Annotated in this window: 20 protein-coding genes and 4 pseudogenes; 4 read left to right on the top strand and 20 right to left on the bottom strand. The window is 40.2% G+C overall.

Going from position 1 to position 17,966, the window contains the following annotated elements:
- Positions 1 to 8 precede the first annotated feature (8 nt).
- The 15 genes and pseudogenes from JCM10991_RS00260 to JCM10991_RS11925 all read right to left on the bottom strand — a co-directional run bounded on the left by JCM10991_RS00260 (position 9) and on the right by JCM10991_RS11925 (position 11,162).
- Positions 9 to 668, bottom strand: a complete 660-nt coding sequence (locus JCM10991_RS00260) for an HAD family hydrolase (protein ID WP_023858970.1) — start codon at positions 666 to 668, stop codon at positions 9 to 11.
- The gene (locus JCM10991_RS00255) at positions 661 to 1,980 is read right to left on the bottom strand and encodes a bifunctional folylpolyglutamate synthase/dihydrofolate synthase (RefSeq protein ID WP_025020227.1); all 1,320 of its coding nucleotides are present in this window, start codon (positions 1,978 to 1,980) and stop codon (positions 661 to 663) included. The genes JCM10991_RS00260 and JCM10991_RS00255 overlap by 8 nt, the downstream gene beginning before the upstream one ends.
- Positions 1,981 to 2,069: 89 nt before the next feature.
- The gene (locus JCM10991_RS00250; RefSeq protein ID WP_023858972.1) at positions 2,070 to 2,426 is read right to left on the bottom strand and encodes an arsenate reductase family protein; all 357 of its coding nucleotides are present in this window, start codon (positions 2,424 to 2,426) and stop codon (positions 2,070 to 2,072) included.
- 10 nt (positions 2,427 to 2,436) lie between these two features.
- A pseudogene (locus JCM10991_RS11930) lies at positions 2,437 to 3,596 on the bottom strand (FtsW/RodA/SpoVE family cell cycle protein).
- Between the two features lie 149 nt (positions 3,597 to 3,745).
- Positions 3,746 to 3,970 (bottom strand): DUF2969 domain-containing protein, encoded by a 225-nt coding sequence (locus tag JCM10991_RS00240; RefSeq protein WP_023858974.1) that lies wholly within the window; start codon positions 3,968 to 3,970, stop codon positions 3,746 to 3,748.
- A 23-nt stretch (positions 3,971 to 3,993) separates the two neighbouring features.
- Positions 3,994 to 4,242 (bottom strand): membrane protein insertion efficiency factor YidD, encoded by a 249-nt coding sequence (yidD, locus tag JCM10991_RS14740; RefSeq protein ID WP_173391348.1) that lies wholly within the window; start codon positions 4,240 to 4,242, stop codon positions 3,994 to 3,996.
- Between the two features lie 10 nt (positions 4,243 to 4,252).
- Positions 4,253 to 5,242: a rod shape-determining protein gene (locus tag JCM10991_RS00235; RefSeq protein ID WP_025020226.1), complete on the bottom strand. Its 990-nt coding sequence runs from the start codon at positions 5,240 to 5,242 to the stop codon at positions 4,253 to 4,255.
- A gap of 136 nt (positions 5,243 to 5,378) precedes the next feature.
- Positions 5,379 to 6,683: a UDP-N-acetylglucosamine 1-carboxyvinyltransferase gene (murA, locus tag JCM10991_RS00230; protein ID WP_025020225.1), complete on the bottom strand. Its 1,305-nt coding sequence runs from the start codon at positions 6,681 to 6,683 to the stop codon at positions 5,379 to 5,381.
- Between the two features lie 18 nt (positions 6,684 to 6,701).
- Complete coding sequence (locus tag JCM10991_RS00225; protein ID WP_025020224.1) at positions 6,702 to 6,935, bottom strand: DUF1146 family protein; 234 nt, start codon at positions 6,933 to 6,935, stop codon at positions 6,702 to 6,704.
- A 211-nt stretch (positions 6,936 to 7,146) separates the two neighbouring features.
- Positions 7,147 to 9,507 (bottom strand): endonuclease MutS2, encoded by a 2,361-nt coding sequence (locus JCM10991_RS00220; RefSeq protein WP_025020223.1) that lies wholly within the window; start codon positions 9,505 to 9,507, stop codon positions 7,147 to 7,149.
- Complete coding sequence (zapA, locus tag JCM10991_RS00215) at positions 9,507 to 9,788, bottom strand: cell division protein ZapA (protein ID WP_023858980.1); 282 nt, start codon at positions 9,786 to 9,788, stop codon at positions 9,507 to 9,509. The genes JCM10991_RS00220 and zapA overlap by 1 nt, the downstream gene beginning before the upstream one ends.
- Positions 9,789 to 9,851: 63 nt before the next feature.
- Complete coding sequence (locus JCM10991_RS00210) at positions 9,852 to 10,097, bottom strand: DUF1292 domain-containing protein (protein WP_025020222.1); 246 nt, start codon at positions 10,095 to 10,097, stop codon at positions 9,852 to 9,854.
- Between the two features lie 56 nt (positions 10,098 to 10,153).
- Positions 10,154 to 10,447: a DUF1292 domain-containing protein gene (locus JCM10991_RS00205; protein ID WP_023858982.1), complete on the bottom strand. Its 294-nt coding sequence runs from the start codon at positions 10,445 to 10,447 to the stop codon at positions 10,154 to 10,156.
- Positions 10,448 to 10,458: 11 nt separating this feature from the next.
- Positions 10,459 to 10,902, bottom strand: coding sequence for a Holliday junction resolvase RuvX (ruvX, locus tag JCM10991_RS00200; protein ID WP_023858983.1), 444 nt, complete (start codon positions 10,900 to 10,902; stop codon positions 10,459 to 10,461).
- A gap of 12 nt (positions 10,903 to 10,914) precedes the next feature.
- Positions 10,915 to 11,162: pseudogene (locus JCM10991_RS11925) on the bottom strand (IreB family regulatory phosphoprotein).
- Between the two features lie 304 nt (positions 11,163 to 11,466).
- On the opposite strand from JCM10991_RS11925, the pseudogene JCM10991_RS11920 reads away from it, so the two are divergent.
- Positions 11,467 to 12,196: pseudogene (locus JCM10991_RS11920) on the top strand (DUF554 domain-containing protein).
- 77 nt (positions 12,197 to 12,273) lie between these two features.
- Here JCM10991_RS11920 and JCM10991_RS11915 read toward each other — a convergent pair.
- From JCM10991_RS11915 to JCM10991_RS00180, 3 genes and pseudogenes are all read right to left on the bottom strand, one after another.
- Positions 12,274 to 12,678: pseudogene (locus JCM10991_RS11915) on the bottom strand (aldo/keto reductase); the annotation flags it as partial.
- Positions 12,651 to 12,830 carry a hypothetical protein gene (locus JCM10991_RS15340; RefSeq protein WP_156409488.1) on the bottom strand — a complete coding sequence of 60 codons (180 nt, stop codon included), beginning with the start codon at positions 12,828 to 12,830 and terminating at the stop codon, positions 12,651 to 12,653. The pseudogene JCM10991_RS11915 and the gene JCM10991_RS15340, both read right to left, overlap by 28 nt.
- Positions 12,831 to 12,839: 9 nt before the next feature.
- Positions 12,840 to 13,403, bottom strand: coding sequence for a TetR/AcrR family transcriptional regulator (locus tag JCM10991_RS00180; protein ID WP_025020221.1), 564 nt, complete (start codon positions 13,401 to 13,403; stop codon positions 12,840 to 12,842).
- 161 nt (positions 13,404 to 13,564) lie between these two features.
- On the opposite strand from JCM10991_RS00180, the gene JCM10991_RS00175 reads away from it, so the two are divergent.
- Positions 13,565 to 14,323, top strand: a complete 759-nt coding sequence (locus JCM10991_RS00175) for a carboxymuconolactone decarboxylase family protein (RefSeq protein WP_025020220.1) — start codon at positions 13,565 to 13,567, stop codon at positions 14,321 to 14,323.
- A gap of 38 nt (positions 14,324 to 14,361) precedes the next feature.
- On the opposite strand, the gene galU is transcribed toward JCM10991_RS00175, so the two are convergent.
- Together galU and map are read right to left on the bottom strand one after the other, a co-directional pair.
- Positions 14,362 to 15,234 (bottom strand): UTP--glucose-1-phosphate uridylyltransferase GalU, encoded by an 873-nt coding sequence (galU, locus tag JCM10991_RS00170; RefSeq protein ID WP_023860144.1) that lies wholly within the window; start codon positions 15,232 to 15,234, stop codon positions 14,362 to 14,364.
- Between the two features lie 274 nt (positions 15,235 to 15,508).
- The gene (map, locus tag JCM10991_RS00165) at positions 15,509 to 16,306 is read right to left on the bottom strand and encodes a type I methionyl aminopeptidase (RefSeq protein WP_025020219.1); all 798 of its coding nucleotides are present in this window, start codon (positions 16,304 to 16,306) and stop codon (positions 15,509 to 15,511) included.
- A gap of 133 nt (positions 16,307 to 16,439) precedes the next feature.
- Between map and JCM10991_RS00160 the strand changes: the two genes are divergently transcribed.
- Complete coding sequence (locus JCM10991_RS00160; RefSeq protein ID WP_025020218.1) at positions 16,440 to 16,889, top strand: flavodoxin; 450 nt, start codon at positions 16,440 to 16,442, stop codon at positions 16,887 to 16,889.
- 86 nt (positions 16,890 to 16,975) lie between these two features.
- Positions 16,976 to 17,908, top strand: coding sequence for a YfhO family protein (locus JCM10991_RS16335; RefSeq protein WP_369384672.1), 933 nt, complete (start codon positions 16,976 to 16,978; stop codon positions 17,906 to 17,908).
- Positions 17,909 to 17,966: the final 58 nt, after the last annotated feature.

The following is a 17,966-nucleotide window of genomic DNA, read 5'->3' as shown; positions in this document are numbered from 1 at the left end:
AAAACTTGTTAAATTTGTAAAAATTTTTTTAAAACGTACATATTTTCCAGAACCTGAACGGTATGTCGCTTCACATAGTCATTCGGTTGAATGTAATCCGGAATCATAACTACTGGAATCTGAGCATTATTGGCGGCCTTAACCCCATTTAGAGAATCTTCCAAGATTAAGGTATGCTCTTTATTCGGTTGCCCACCTTTTTGCCAAGCTTTTAAAAAAATGTCAGGTGCCGGCTTGGTCTTTTCCACATCATCTGCAGTCACAATATCATCAAATAATTTTGTGGTTTGGGTATGCTCCATAAAAAAATTGACTTCCGATAAATTATTACTAGAAGCGATAATGGCCGGAATCTCATGTTCCCTTAAAGCTGTCACCAATTCTCGAACCCCAGGCTTTACTGCGAGTTGTCCCATTTCTACCAAAGAGTAAACTTCTTGACGACTAAGTTCCATGAACTCTTCAATCAAATCGCGACTACCATAATCCTGGGTCATCTGCTCAACCATCATACCATCACCACCGCCAATAAATTGTTGGTAATAATCAAGGTTAAAGCCAGACATGTTAAGCTTTTTAGCCACATTTCGATTAGCGTTAAAGTACAAAGTCTCAGAATCAAAGACGACCCCATCCATGTCAAATAACATTAATTTTAAATTATTCATCCATTTCCTCCTTGAAAAAAGCACGTACCTCTGAAACAAAGTATAGCGAACCCGCAAAGATAATCACATCACTTTCATCTGCTAAAAGTTCGGTTACCACTGTTTTAAAAGCAATTTTCCACGGACTGATGGCTTGTGCCTGTGGTAATTTTGTGGCTAATTTTTGCGGGTCAGCAACTTGACGATAAGCATCAAAATCCGTCAAAATCAACTGGACATTCGGTAATTTAGCCATCATCGTCAACATTTTTTCGGGCTCTTTATCAGCTAAGATTCCTAAAATCAAGAAGACGTGATTGGCATTAAAATGACTTTTAATCATTGTTGCTAATTCTTCAAAAGCCGCTAGATTATGAGCTCCATCCAAAAAGACTAGCGGCTGAGTAAAGATTTTTTCCATCCGTGCTGGCCAAGCTGTCTGTGCTAAGGCCAACTTCACAAGTTTAGTTTGAAGCTGAAAATTTTCCGCTTGTGCTACTAAACTCACGGCTTTAAGCGCACAAGTTGCATTATCAACTTGGTAAGCTCCCAACAAACCACTCGCTAAGGCTAATTTATGAAAACTATCATCACTGTAAATAAAGCTTTCTTGCCCATCTTTAAGCCCCGTTGCTTGATTTTTAAATGCTTGGCCTAATTGATAGTATGGTGCTTTTTTCTCACGTGCGACTGCTTTAATCACTTGAGCGACTTCAGGACTAACCTTACCCAAAACAAGAGGACAACTCGCCTTGATAATTCCCGCTTTTTGCTGAGCAATCTCCGGCAAGGTTGACCCTAGAATTTGTGCATGATCATAGCCAACTGTGGTAATTACAGAAACCAGTGGCTGCTGAATAATGTTTGTTGAGTCCAACAAGCCTCCAAGTCCCACTTCAACCACAACATAATCTGGTTTTATCTGACCAAAATAGGTAAACATTAGAGCAGTAATGATTTCAAATTCGGTCGGCCCCTGTTCACCAAGCTCAGCATCTAACTCAGCTACCACAGGACCGACTTGATTCACCAAAGTCACTAGCGTCTCATCATTAATCATCTGACCATTTAAGGCAATTCTTTCGTTAAATTTTACAATAAAAGGCGAAGTAAAGGTCCCAACTTCAAAGCCGTGAGCTAAGAGTAGCTCCCGAATAAAAGCGGTCGTCGATCCCTTCCCGTTGGTTCCTGTCACGTGAATAACCTTCAACTGTTCTTGCGGATTCCCCAATCTTTCCATGAGTAATTTCATAGTCGTCAAGGTTGGTTTCTTCTTAAATTTTGTGCGACCATGAATAAAATCCAAAGCAGCTTGATAATCTCTTACAAACATGCTATCACCATCCATTCTTAATTCTTAATTCTACTGGATAGCTTACCAAAGTGCAAAAAAGAAGCCTAGAATTCCTAGACTTCTCTTTCTTATAACCAGGTCGCTTGATAAATTTCTTCCTTAAAACCACAAGTTAAGGCGTGCTCATTGACCATCAGAGGACGCTTGATAAGTTTACCATTTTGCGCCATCATTTCCGCTGCTTCTTCTATGGTCATCTCCGTTACTCGGTCTTTGAGACCTAATTTGCGATAATCTTGACCACTGGTATTAAAAAAGTAACGGATTCCTCGGTCTTGATACTTGGTCATCCAAGCAATTAAATCAGCTTTTTTTGGGGGAAAATCCACCAAATCTTGACTTTCATAGCTCACTTGGTGGTCATCTAACCACTTTTGGGCTTTTTTACACGTCGAACAACGCTTATAACAGTAAAACATCGTCATAAGAACCCCCCTATCTAAACTCAATCTCATTATTTGAGAACATATAGCTCTTATAGTGATAACGCATCGACATAATGAAACCAATCCCCAACATATTTCCCAAAAGGGCTGACCCCCCTTGGCTGACAAAAGGTAAAGGAATCCCAGTTAGAGGTAACAGACCAATATTCATCCCAATATTTTCAAAAACATGGAATAAAATCATCATGATAACCCCAGTTGAAATATAAGCATAAAATTCATTTTTGGTATCAAAGGTCACTTGAATCATTTGGAAAATCAATAAAAGATAAATGAAAATCAAGAGACAAGAGCCAATAAAGCCAAAATTTTCGCCAATTACAGAGAAAATCATATCTGATTCTCGTACAGGTACGTAGACATTAGAAACATTAAATCCTTTACCCAACAGTTGGCCAGAACCAATGGCTTCATACTTTGCCATAACTGATAGCTATCCCCACTGGTACTACCAGCAGGATTTAACCAAGAGTCAATTCGCTTAAACTGGTAAGTTGCAAAGCCAATTTTTTCCAAGAGCGTACGGTCATAAACTACTAAGAAAATAGCTAAACCGCCGATAATTGAAGCTCCGGCAAAACCTGGTACGATAATCTTCCAGGTAATCCCCGACATCAAAATGACCCCACCTAAGATAGCAATAAACACCAACATAGTCCCAAAGTCATTTTGAAGCTTTAATAAGATGGCAATCGGTGCAGTCCAAGCTAACATTTTTCCAATTAACAACCAGTCGGACTCCCAACTATGCTCATACTCGGAATTATGTTGCGTGACGACTCGCCCCAACATTAAAATAAAGGCTGGTTTCATAACTTCGGACGGCTGGAAAGTAAAAGGTCCTAAAGCAAACCAAGACTTAGCCCCCGTGTTAGCAGCATAAGAACGACTATAAAAAAACAGTACTAATATTAAGAGGGTAATCCCGATTCCGTAAGCCAAAGGAGCTATCTTCCAAAGCTGTTCAGCATCAAATTGCATTATGATAGCCACCATAATAGCCCCTAATGTATACCAAATCAGTTGTGAAATAACAGTTCGCGAAATCGAAACTGTACTAGTCCCATGTTTTAAAGCCACATAAAGGGAAACCATCCCAATTACAGCTAAGACCAGGATACAAAAGACTATCCCCCAGTCAATACGCATTTCAACATCGTCATCCTTAACGCGATGTAAATTTTTGGTATTCACTAAAAAAACTCCTTTATGCATAGATGCACACGACAAAATTTTAAGTTAATTATACATAAGAGCCGACTGAAAAGAAGGAACAGTCGGCAAACTTAAGAATATTTTTACCCGCGGTGTAAGTGAAAATCGCGAATTAATAAAGTTATGGCTTCACTTTGAGAAGAAACGCGAAATTTTTCTCCCGAAGGTAAGACCGCAACCGTCTTACCCCCATCTTCTGTCACCAAACCTAACGATTCAGTGCCCAACTTCAATTCTGTCGCTGGATTACCATCCACTCCAACAGTTTCTGTTTCAGTAATTTCAACATTTTTTTCTCTTCTTGACACTTAAAAAGTCCTCCTCATTAACCTTACTTCTCTTCTTTATTAGGATTACGTACCAAAGAAAAATGTTCTGGTACATAATCAATTCCACCTCTGACAAAAGGATTACAACGTAGAATCCGACTTAATCCCATAATAAGCCCTAAAAAGCCATGTTTTTCAATTGCCACTACCATGTAATTTGAACAAGTCGGGTAATAACGACATGATGGTGGTGTCAATGGTGAAATACATTTTTGATAAAACCGCACTGGTAAAATCAGAAATTGTCGCAATAACCTCATCTTATTGCTTACCACTTTGAATTTGTTCTAACAAAATCCCCGTACCAACAGCTACATCATCTAGTGGTGTTTCAGCTACATTAACAGGAATACTTAAGGCATCTGATAACAGTTCAGCGGCGCCATCAATCATTGCACCTCCACCAGTTAAAACAATCCCACTATCGATAATATCGGCAGCTAATTCCGGTGGCGTCTCACTTAAAACATCATGTGTTGCAGAAACAACCGCCATCATAGTATCGTGTAAGGCAACTTCGATTTCATCAGATGTGACCTTAATCGCTTGTGGTAAACCATTAACCATGTCCCGACCTCGCACTTCCATTTCTTCATTGCGATGCCCCTTTAAAACTGTTCCAATCGTCTTTTTTACCTTTTCAGCGGTATTTTCACCAATGATTAGTCCCCGTTCTTTACGGATATAGTTAGCAATATCCTGGTTTAAACGATCCCCCGCAATCCGCAAAGAACGAGATACAACGATATCACCCATGGAAAGGACGGCTATGTCACTCGTTCCACCACCAATATCAATCACCATGGAACCGTAAGGACGGAAAATATCTAAACCAGCCCCCACAGCAGCAACCTTTGGTTCTTCTTCTAAGTAAATTTTTCCCCCACCGTTAGCTTTTTCAGCGGCCTGACGGATAGCTTTTCTTTCAATATCCGTGGTATTAGTTGGACAACAGATTAACACATTAGGTTTTGACATGAAGCCTTTGACGTTTAACTTTTTGATAAAGTAAGTTAACATTTGTTCGGTCATATCAAAATCCGCAATTACCCCATCTTTTAAAGGTCGAATTGCACGAATACTTCCTGGAGTCCGTCCGACCATCTTGTAGGCTTCTGAACCTACGGCGAGGACTTTATTCGTTTTAGTATCAATTGCCACCACGGATGGTTCATCAAGGACAATTCCCTTACCTTGAACGTTGATTAGGACGTTGGCAGTTCCTAAATCAATTCCAATATCATTTGCCATATTACTCCTTACTACCAGTCTTTCAGGTAGCCTTCCTTTCTTGCAATTTTCTTTAAGCATACACTATTTTCATTACATCATATTATTATAACATGAACTGAGTAAAAAAGGGCTGATTTTTCATCACCCCTCCTAACTAAACCCTTTGTTTATTAACGATATATTCACCTTCGGCAGTAATATCATTAACTCGCTTAACTTGTGCACCTAAAGCCGCTAATTTCCCATGAAAATTATAGTAACCACGATCCAAGTATTCCAAATGGGTAACTTGCGTGATTCCCTTAGCCACTAAACCAGCAATCACTAAAGCCGCTGCTGCTCGTAAATCAGTGGCAGCAACCTCTGCTCCTCCAAGCTTAGCAGGACCGTAAAGTAAGACACTGTTGCCTTCGACCTTGAAGTTTGCATTCATACGCCGCATTTCTTCCAAGTGCATGAAGCGGTTTTCAAAAACAGTTTCTGTCAATAAACTAGCCCCCTCAGCACACAATTGTAAGATTGACATTTGTGGTTGCATATCCGTTGGAAAGCCGGGGTGTGGCAAAGTCTTGACCGCAACAGGCTTGAGCTTTTCAGGTCCAATTACTCGTAAACCAGCTTCTTCTTCAATAACTTGGATCCCCATTTCTTCCATTTTCGAAATCAAAGGAATGTTGTGCTCTAAGATTGCATCCTTGATTAAAACATTTCCTTGAGTTACGGCCGCAGCAACCATAAAGGTCCCAGCTTCAATCCGATCTTGTACCACCGCGTGTTTAACCCCGTGAAGTTGCTTAACCCCACGAATTTTTAAGGTCTCAGTTCCAGCGCCACGGACATCGGCACCCATCTTATTTAAAATATTTGCTAAGTCTACAATCTCGGGTTCACGTGCAGCATTTTCAATGATAGTTTCACCTTCGGCTAAGGTCGCAGCCATCATAATATTTTGGGTTGCCCCCACACTTGGGAAGTCCAAGTAAATGTTGGCCCCTTTTAAGCCTGTGGTTTTAGCTTCGATAAAACCATCGTGTTGTTCAATTTCCGCTCCTAAGGCCTCTAAACCTTTGAGATGCAAGTCCACTGGCCTTGAGCCAATCGCACATCCCCCGGGCATGGCGACTTTGGCGTGCTTCAAGCGCGCCAAAAGCGGGCCTAAGACCACGATAGAAGCACGCATCTTCGAAACATACTTAAATGGCGCTTCATAAGATAACTTACCACTAGCATCCAGTTCGATAGTTTTGTTAGCTTCATCAAAACCCACCTCAACATTTAAGAACCGAATCACATTATTCATCGTGTATACATCAGATAAAATGGGCACATTGATTAAAGTTGTGCGTCCTTCACTAGGTAAAATCGCCGCTGCTAAAATTGGTAAAACCGCATTTTTGGCCCCTTCAATTTCGACAGTCCCTTCAAGACGATTACCACCTCTTACAATAATTTTTTCCAAAGAAAAATCCTCCGACCTCTACTTGATTAAATAACCCAGATTTTTAATATTTTCAATCACACTTAAAAAGAATGAACTACATAAAAATCCAATTGCTACAGACACCAACACAATCACCACTTTAAAGTGGTCTTGTTTTTCTTGATTGACATAACGATCAAAACGTAATGCCTGAAATCCCCTAAAAGCTAGTAAAATAAATGCAAAATGACTCACGAGAGTCATCAGTGCGGTTATTCCTTGATACTGCATAATATTTTCACTCCAAATCATCCTAATCATAGCATATTTTCCCTAGTTCGTCAGTTTATAATTTTTAAATCTTTTTCAAACTTTAATATTTAAATATCGCCCACAACATAAAGTGCTTTAATTTCTAGTATCTTTAAAAGATTAGACTCATATCAAACATTTGTAACAAATAACCCTCAAACAGCATCCCTACTGTTCAAGGGTTATCAACTTATTTAAAAGAAACAATCGTAGCACCATTGCCCCCTGCGTTTGGCGGTGCATATTCAAAGTGTTTGACAGCACGGTTAGACTGTAGATACTCAGTAATTCCCTTCCGTAAAGCTCCGGTCCCCTTGCCATGAATAATTGTCACAGAAGGGAAGCCTGCCATAATAGCTTCGTCAATGTAGCGGTCGACTTCATTCATAGCTTCTTCATAGCGTTTACCCCGCAAATCTAAGCTCGCTGAAGTCCGCACTGAACGACTACGCTTTACACTAGCACGGTTAACCGTCTTTTGTGGTTTTTCTTCTGCAATTTTTTCTAAGTCAGCTTCATCAAGCTTCATCTTCAAAATCCCAATTTGTACTTCCCAAACGTGATTACCAGCCTTTTTCATCAGCGTTCCCCGTTGACCATAGGACTTGACAAGAACCTCGTCACCTTCTTTAAAGATTTTTTTGGCTTTCGCTCTTTGTAAAACCTTATTTTTCTGGAGATGGATGGGTTGTTCCAATTTGTTCAACCTAGTCTTGGCATCAATTAGTTCATTTTCTTTAACCCCATTACCGGCGCTTTGTTGCATCTTATGCAAGTCGGAAATCACATCTGCCGTTTGTTTACGCGTATTTTCCACGATTTCATTAGCTTTTGCCTTGGCTTGGTTCAAAAGGCTATCCCTTTGAGAGACAAAATTATTGTAAGCTTTGCGTAAATCATTGTGTAATTTCTCGGCTTCAGTTAGATACTTATTCAGACTGATGGCTTCTTCTTCAGCCGTATGACGTTTTTCGACCAAGTCCGCAATCATTTCATTGAGATCTTGACTGGACTGACTGGTCAATTGGCGAGCCGCTTCCACGACCATAGTATCTAAACCCAAGCGTAGAGAGATTTCCAAAGCATTAGAACGACCAGGAATTCCGAGTAAAAGCCGGTAAGTGGGCTGAAGGGTCTCTACATCAAATTCCATAGAGGCATTAATCGTCTCTGGTCTTTCAAAACCATAGGCCTTAAGTTCAGGATAGTGGGTAGTCGCCACCACATAAGAACCTTTAGCCCCAACAGCATCCAGAATCGAAATAGCCAAAGCGGCCCCTTCTTGCGGATCGGTTCCAGCCCCCAATTCGTCAAAGAGAACTAAGGATTTATCATCGACATGTTTAAGTATTTCTACAATATTAACCATGTGGGAAGAGAAAGTGGATAAGCTCTGTTCAATTGATTGTTCATCCCCAATATCCGCAAAAATTTCAGTAAAGACCCCAATCCGACTATGTTCACCAGCCGGAATAAAGAGCCCAGATTGTCCCATTAATTGGATTAAGCCCAAGGTCTTCAAAGTAATCGTCTTTCCCCCAGTGTTAGGTCCGGTAATCACGATTGCTTTATAATCTTTTCCAATGGCTAGATCATTTTTGACCGCCTTTTTGGCATCCAATAAGGGGTGCCAGACTTGACGGAGGTAAATGTCATTTTCTGCAGATAATTCTGGTTGTGTTGCCTTGAGGTCTGCAGCATAGCGGGCTTTAGCATTCACAAAGTCTAATTGACCTAAAATACGCATATTTTGATCAATTTCTTCAGTATATGGTGCAACTGCTTGGGATAATTCCCGCAAAACTCGCAAAATTTCTTCATGTTCCTTGGCTTGTTGTTGGCGTAAACGGTTATTCAACTCCACAATTGCCTTAGGTTCTACGAAAACTGTCGCTCCTGAAGCAGATTGGTCATGGACCATCCCCCCAAAATGCTTCTTATACTCGGTCTTAACCGGAATTACATAGCGATCATCACGCATGGTAACAACAGCATTGGTCAAGTACTTAGCTTGACTGCCCTTGGTAAAGGAAACCAGGCGCTGGCGAATTTCATCTTCAGTACCTGAAATTTGTCGACGCAATGACCGTAATAAAGGTGAAGCCTCATCGCGCACATACCCATCATCTTCCAAGGAAAGATTCAACACTTTGGTTAATTCAGGCAAACTTTCTAGACGTATTAATAATTGGTTTAACGTAGGCAAAGGTACTTCGGGTGTAGTAATTTCCTTGAAGAAACGGCGTATTTCACTGGTCGAACGCAAAATTTTCCCAATGGCTGCTAATTCTTTTCCATTCAAAACTGCCCCAATTTTGAGTCGTTTAAGCTGGGGGGTAACGGTCTTTAAATTTGCCAAAGGGATACCACCCTTGAGACGTAAAATATCAGCCCCTTCCTTGGTTTGGGCAAGATTTTCACAAATTAAATCATAGTCTTGGCTTGGAACCAGGTGATTAGCCAGATTTTGGCCCATTTCGGTGGTGGTTTTAGCACTTAAAAATTCCCGAATTTTGTAATATTCCAACGTAGCTAAAACTTTTTGATTCACTAATCACTAACCTCCTCATTATTCAGCTTTTCGAGACTTGCCAGATAGGTCTTAAGTTCTTCTAATTCCGCTTGTTTCTTTAATTGGTCTGAGACCGCATTAATTGCTAATAGCACCGCCGCTTTCTCCTTCGTTAATGATGGCATCATTTCCTTCAAAGCCCCTAATTGCTCTTCAACCAGTTTTATGACTGCCTGCATATGTTCAGGGCTACTTTTCCCGATAATAGTATATGTTTGTCCATCAATTTCTACTTTAAAACGTCGCTTATTTTCTGTCATGATTACCTATCCTTATCTCGTTTAAATAATGCAAAAGGTCCCCTAAAAAGGAGACCCGTCATATTACAGATTTTCACCGTTTAAAATGGTGGTCATTACATCTTCGACCATTTGCCATTCTTCTTCACTTTCGATTTCGAAGAGATCGGCTTCTTGTTCTTGCCAACTTTCGGTATCCGCAAAAGCAAAGGCTAAGATTTCAGCATCTTCTTCTAAAGCAGTTAATAAAATGTATGACTTCCCATGTTGGTCGGAAGCAAAAGTAAAGACTTCTTGAAAATCTTGTTTTTCTCCTTGATCGCTAACCAAAGTAACTAAACCGTCCTTATTTTTATCCCGTACCAGTCAATAATTTTTCTGCCATGTTATTTACTTTCTTCTTCTAAGAATTGGTCTAAGGCGTTTTCTACCATGGCCCATTCTTCATCATCTTCGATATCAAATAAATCAGCTTCCGTTGCTGTTCCGTCTTGTTCTGGATTAAATGAGAAAGCCAGCACGTCGACTTGTTCATCAGGCTCAGAACCGGCAGGAACTAATAAAATGTATGATTTGTTGTATTCTTCTGAAGTGAATGTAAATAAAACTTGAAATAAAGTTTCGTTACCCTCATCATCAACTAAAGTAATCATTTCGTTATCATTATTTGCTTGTGCCATAGAAAATCTCCTTATTTTATCAAATCAACAAGTTTACCCTGACTGTCGAGGTAATTTTGTAAAATCAACCCGGCGGCTAACTTGTCGATAACTTTTTTTCTTTTTTTACGTGAAGTGTCAGCTTTTTCAACTAACATTCTTTCAGCTTGTACGGTGGTCAAGCGCTCATCTTGAAAATCAATGGGCAAGCCAAATCTTTCTGTCAACATTTGGCCGTAAGCTTGACTAGCTTCAGCCCGTGGACCTAGACTATTATTCATATTCTTAGGTAAACCCAAGACAAAACCACTAATGTTGTGTTCTTTGACTAATTCTGCCACCCGGTCTAAACCGAAAATTTGATTTTCTTCATCAATTGGAATAATCTCGACTCCTTGAGCAGTCCAGCCCAATAAATCACTGACGGCGACTCCGACCGTGCGAGAACCGACATCTAAACCCATCAAACGTCCCATCTAACTTGCTCCTTATTTTAAGTAGGAACGGACTAATTCTTCAACGATTTCGTCACGCTCATGCTTTCTGATTAAATTACGGGCGTTGTTGAGCGAGGAATGTAGGCTGGATCTCCCGATAAGAGGTAACCAACAATTTGATTAATTGGGTTATAACCCTTTTCTTCCAAAGCGGTATATACAGTTTCTAATGTTTCGCGAACATCTTTTTCACGTTTATCATTATAATCAAAATACATTGTCTCATCTAATGAACTCATTGTACGCACCCCCATTTTTAAATTCCACCTTTTATTCTACTAAAATCTTCGCCTTGTAACAATTAAAAAGTCTCCTTGTAACCAACTTGTAATTATTTAGAATTACCTAACTTCCAACCTAGCACGCCTTCAGCACCGCCAGATAGTTGCCTCTTCTCTTTATGTAAGTACTTAGCATCCCCTCAAAGCACACCACGTCAGGGGCTTTCTTTTATTTTTTCAATGCTTAGCACGAAAATTTGAATTGCTTTGGATACGGAAACTTTGCTACATTAGTTGTAAACAATTTGGGAGGTAGCTAAATATGGTAGGTGTCATCATTGATACGATAGCAGTCTTACTCGGAGGCTCCTAGGAGCTTGGGGTGGCCACACTTAAGTGAAGATTTTAAACGTAATTTAAATTTAATTTTTGGGATTTGCGCTATGGGCATGGGTATTATGGCGATTGCACCCATGAAGAATATGCCTGCAGTCATTTTTGCCCTAATTTTAGGGACTGCCATCGGACTAATTTCCCACTTGGGACAACTTTTCGATAAAGGAGCTCTCCTCTTGCAAACACCGGTTACCAAGTTTATCCACACCGAAAAACTCGGTCTCAATGAATATGACTTTGTTAACCAGTTAGTAACTGCCATCGTAATTTTCTGTACGAGCGGGACGGGAATTTACGGAGCTTTAACTGCCGGAATGACTGGCGATAATTCGATTTTAATTTCTAAGGCAATTTTAGATTTATTCACCGCCGCAATCTTTGCCTGCAATTTAGGCTATGTAGTTTCTTTGGTTGCCTTACCCCAATTTATCGTTTTATTCGCTCTCTTCATTTTGGCCCAGTTCATCTTTCCTTTGACCAGTGGCGATATGATTACAGATTTCAAGGCCTGTGGTGGCTTTTTAATGTTAGCGACTGGTTTTCGCATGGCCAAAATCAAAATATTCCCGATTGCTGATATGATTCCAGCCATGGTCCTAGTCATGCCTTTCACCTGGTTATGGACCACGTTTATTCTACCGGCCTTAGCTAGCTAAAATTTATAAAAAAAGTAGTGGAAGTCCAACATTTCCACTACTTTTTTGCTAGCTAGTAATTATTATTCTATTTTTGTCTAGAAGTCGACTTGATCTGGAACCTTGCATTGACCACCTAAGTTCCGTAAAGAACCAATAATCGCCATTTCAGCATCGGTCAATTCAAAATCAAAAATCTTGGTATTTTCTTCCATGCGACCTTGGTGTACTGTCTTAGGCAATGGTAAAATTCCTTGTTGAATCCCCCAACGTAAGCATACTTGAGCTGGGGTGTGGCCGTACTTAGCAGCAATTTGAACGATAATTTCATTATTCAAGGAGGCAGCTTCCCCTAATGGAGCCCAAGCTTCAACTAGAATGTCATGGGCTTGACAATATTGGATAGTTTCCATTTGAGGCCAACCTGGGTGAACTTCAATTTGGTTCACCATGGGCTTAATTTTACTATCAGCAATTAGTTCCTCCAAGTGGTTAGGCGTAAACTGTCTTGGCGATCGCACATAATGTAGGTCCAAACTGCACGAATATCCCAGCCTTCAGCCAGTAATTGCTCAACTTGCTGGGCTAAAACCGACCAAGTACAGGGGCGATTAAATATCCTAACTAAAAAATTAGTCCAACTTAGCTTTTTCATTACTACTCCCTAAACTAAATTCAAACTGGAAATTCCCTGTGTAAATAACTGCCCCGACAAAGCAATTAAATCTTCAACCGCTAACTGTTTACCATCTTTGACCCATTGACGATACAAATTTAACGACGTCAAAGCCAAAAAGTTGTTGATAATATTTTGCTCGAGAGTACGATACTTTTGGTAAGGATTGTGACGCTGGCGATTATGAGAAAGCGTCATGGTAAATAGTTGATCTGCAAACTGACGGTAACCCGGGTCGCAAAGCAACTTTTCTGCATACTTATCTTGCTGACAAACAAATTCAAAAAAAACCCGGTTCACTTCGGTAAAATCTGCACCAACTGGTAAGCGATCAATTTCTGCATAATAAGCTTGGGCCAGCTCCTGTACTACTTCTTCATACAATGCATCTAAATTCGCATAATGCAGATAAAAAGTCTTGCGGTGAATCTTGGCCTTAGCCGCGAGCTCTTTTACCGTGATTTTGGTAATCCCTTCCTGACAGACTAAAACTTTGAAACTTTCCTTAATTGCTTTTTGCGTTTTAACAATCCTTAAATCTGTCTTACTCATATTTTTTCCTTTCACGTAAATAATATCCATTTTCTTTAAAACGTGGTATAAACCCCATCTTTTAAAATTTGGCAATTGTTCTTTTCTTCAATTTGCATTATAGTTAAGACGACAAAGAAAAGCAACACGTGGGTATTATTTTTTGGAAAGGATGTTTTGTTATGACGAAAAAAATCGTGCAAACTGCAGGACGGGACCAATTAGGGGACTTTGCCCCACAATTTGCCTCCCTGAATGATGATATCTTATTCGGCCAAGTTTGGAATGAGGCTACGATTGATTCAAAGACTCGTTGCATCATCACCGTAGTCACTTTAATGGCCTCTGGCATTACAGATTCTTCGCTAAAATACCACCTTGAAAATGCCAAGAAAAATGGTGTTACGAAAGCAGAAATTGCAGCAATTATCACCCATGCTACCATGTATTGTGGCTGGCCTAAGGGTTGGGCCACCTTCAATTTAGCTAAAGAAGTCTGGCAAGAAGATGCTGCTACCCCAAGCGCTAAAGATCAATACCAAGCCTCAATCTTTTTCCCTATTGGAGATCCCAACGATGCCTATGCCCAATACTTTGTCGGCCAAAGCTACCTCGCTACAGTTTCTGACCAACAAGTACCAATTTTTAACGTTACCTTTGAACCGGGCTGTCGTAATAACTGGCACATTCACAAAGCCGACCAAGGCGGGGGGCAAATGCTTGTCTGTGTCGGTGGGCGTGGCTACTACCAAGAAGCCGGTAAAAAAGCCATCGAAATGCGACCTGGTGATGTTATTCACATTCCTGCTAACGTTAAACACTGGCACGGTGCCGCTAAAGATTCCTGGTTCAGCCACTTAGCCTTTGAAATTGATGGAAGAAACACCAGCAATGAATGGTTAGAACCTGTCTCTGACGCTGATTACAATCAATTAGCCTAAATAAAAAATCCTCCCAGTCAAAAACTAGGAGGATTTTTTTAATCTAACTGACTTGCGATTTCTTTAATGTAAGCTTTCAATTCGTCTTTAACTTCAGGATGTGTTAAACCGTATTGGATAGACGTCTTTAAGTAACCAAACTTGTAGCCCACATCATAGCGGTCACCCTTGAATTCATGAGCAAAGACACGTTGAATCTTGTTAAGACGATCAATAGCATCCGTTAATTGAATTTCATTTCCTGCCCCTGGTGCTTGGGTTTCTAACATTTCAAAAATTTCTGGAGTTAATAAATAGCGCCCAATGATGGCTAAATCAGATGGAGCCTTATCTACATCTGGTTTTTCGACGAATTGTTTCACATCAAATAAACCAGATTTTGGTTCAGAAATTGGGTCAATAACCCCGTATTTGTTCACTTCTTCGTGAGGTACTTTCATCACTGCTAAAGTTGAAGCGTGCGTATCTTCATAACGGTCAATCAATTGCTTGGTCAAAGGAACCTTGTCATCCATGACATCATCACCTAACATAACCACAAAAGGTTCGTCACCCACAAAGTCCTTCGCCATCAAAACAGCATCCCCTAAACCACGTGGGTGAGATTGACGAATGAAGTAGAGGTTGATGTCAGTTGTTTGTTGGACTAATTCCAAGAGGTCATCTTTACCTTTTTCTTTCAAGTTTTGTTCCAGTTCAGGTACAGAATCAAAGTGGTCTTCAATGGGACGTTTCCCCTTCCCAGTAACCACCAAAATATCTTCAATCCCTGATTTTTTAGCTTCTTCAACAATAAATTGAATGGTTGGCTTATCGATAATTGGGAACATTTCCTTAGCGAGGGCTTTAGTCCCAGGTAAAAATCGTGTTCCTAACCCCGCAGCTGGAATCACAGCTTTTCTAACTTTCATTAATTATGTACTCCTTTAACAAACTAATTGGCTTTAAACCCTATTCATTATAGCCAAATTTTTCGGTAATAACAAGTTTTTTATAAGCGTTTCCTTACCTCGAATAAGCATTTCACTTATTCTTCACTACTTTAAAGGAGCCATATTTTTACTCTTCAGCAACTTCTTTTATTGTTTTATATAAACAACAAAAACCAATCTCAGCTTTTTTACTTCATGCTAAAATTGGTTAACTTAATAATACGTTATTATTTAAAGATTAATCATGGGATGATTATTCTGCTGGTTTCCAAAGGTATTTGGCATCCATTTCTGGATCTTGGGAGGTCAAAATTTTAGGACCATCTTTAGTAATAACAATGGTGTGTTCAAATTGGCAAGATAGGCCACCATCTGCCGTGCGGGCCACCCAACCACTAGGGTCATCCATAGCAATTTCGTAAGTACCAGTGTTAATCATGGGTTCAATCGTGATAGTCATTCCTTCACGCAGACGCAGACCTTTACCAGCAACCCCATAGTGCGGTACATTAGGACTTTCGTGCATGGTAGGCCCAATACCATGACCAATAAAATCACGGACATCACCATAACCATTTTCTTCTTCAGTATACTTTTGAATAGCTGCCCCAATATCACCAATACGGTTACCAACTTGAGCTTGATCGATTCCTAAGTATAAGGCTTTTTTAGTTACTTCCATTAAGCGATCGATTTCTGGCGTGGACTTACCCACTACATATGACCAGCAAGAGTCGCTCATAGCACCGTGATAGTTAACCACCGTGTCTACCTTGATTAAGTCACCATCTTTTAGAATAAGGTTTTTGCGAGGAAAACCATGACAAATTTCATCATTTACACTCACACAAGTAGCATATTCATACCCTTCAAAACCGATTTGCTCACAAATCGCATCATGACTTTCAATATAGTTACGAGCGAATTCTTCAATTTCCCATGAAGACATGCCAGGCTTGATAATTTCACGTAAACCACGATGCATACCAGCTAAAATCGCACCTGACTTTGCCATTTCATCAATTTCACGTGGTGATTTGATTGTAATCATACTTTCTCTTCCCTTCTGATTTTTAAAACTCATCTATTATTATAACCTAATTTTTAGAAAGTGGCACCTTTCATTTTTACAGTAAACAATATAAAATGGAAGTACAAGTTTTTGAAAAGAAAGAAGGATTTACATGGCAAGTGCCAAAGTTTTATACGCGACCATCACTGGTAATAACGAAGACGTCGCTGATATTATTTCCGAAGCCTTAGAAAACGAAGGCCTAGACGTCGACATGCAAGAAATTTCCCAAGAAGATCCCGCTGATTTAGAAGCGTTTGATTTGGTTGTGATTTGCCCCTACACTTATGATGAAGGGGCCTTACCTGATGAAGGGTTAGACTATTATGAAGACCTAGCTGACATTGACTTAACCGGTAAAGTTTACGGTGTTGCTGGTTCTGGTGACGTTTTCTATGAAGAATACTACTGTACTGCTGTTGATTTGTTTGACGAAGCCTTAGCCAAAACTGGAGCCACTAAGGGAGCTGACGCCGTCAAGATTAACTTAGAAGCCGATCAAGAAGACATCGACGCTTTGGAAGCTTTCGCCCACAAATTAGCCCAAGCTGTAGACGCTTAAGAATTAATGCTTTTTTAACCTCCCCTAAGTTTTCTTCTGACCTATTTTAGGTTAAAATGAAAACAAACTCACGAGGAGGTTTTTTTGTGCATTTTTCATTTGAGAAAAAGAAGCGTTCCAAACTTTATCTAAGTTACACCCTCTTCTTTTTAGTTGGGGCTTTTTTTATGTATGGAACTTACTTAATTACCGGTCATGCTTTAATTTGGGATATTGATGCGGCTAACCAGCACCTGCCCTTACTGGAAAGCTACCGACAACTAGTCCTAGACTTTTGGAAGCATCCCAATCTGACCACCTGGTCGTTAAAGATGGGACTGGGATCAGATACCTTCCAAGTCTACTCCTACTACGTAATTGGCGACCTATTTAATTATTTAACCTTGTTAATTCCGGCCAAATTCTTAGTAGTGGCCTATCAGGCTTTAATCGGCTTGCGCCTGTATTTTGCCGGCTTGTCCTTTATTTTTGTGGCCAGCCATTTTAATTTTCAAAAACGTAATCTAATAGCCGGAGCTGGGGTTTATCTCTTTAACGCCTTCGTCCTTTACGCCAGTGTTGCCCACCCCTTCTTTACAACACCCTTTATCATTTTTCCTCTCTTAATTTGGGGGATTGAGCGGGTCCTACAAAAGAAGTCAGCCTGGCCCCTCTTGGCAGTTTTTACCTGGATGTTAATCAGTAACTTTTACTTTGCTTTTATGTTAGGTATTGGGGCACTTTTATACCTGGCTTTGCGCGTGGGCTTCACTTACCGGCACACTTTAAATTACCCGCAGGTTTTCGCCAAACTCGCTTGGGCAACTATCATTGCCCTCTTACTAGCGGCAGGCTTACTCATTCCCGAGTTATACGCGGTGACTTCCTCAACGCGGGCAGCGGCCTCTTTTGCTAATGGTTTGACATTTTATCCACTCTATTACTACCTGGCCTTACCAAGCCAGCTTATTAATGGGGGCAATCGAGACTTTTACTTCTGGTCTGCTCTAGCTTTGCCAGTATCGCCTTTTATGCCGTAACCTATGTTGTTATCCACGCCAAGCGCTATCCAATTTTATGTGCGAGTTTCGCTTTAAG

This window comes from Ligilactobacillus equi DSM 15833 = JCM 10991, assembly GCF_000615765.1.
In the GTDB taxonomy this organism is placed as follows: domain Bacteria; phylum Bacillota; class Bacilli; order Lactobacillales; family Lactobacillaceae; genus Ligilactobacillus; species Ligilactobacillus equi.
Note: the sequence above shows the minus strand (reverse complement) of the source record. Positions and strands in the feature narration are given on the sequence as shown.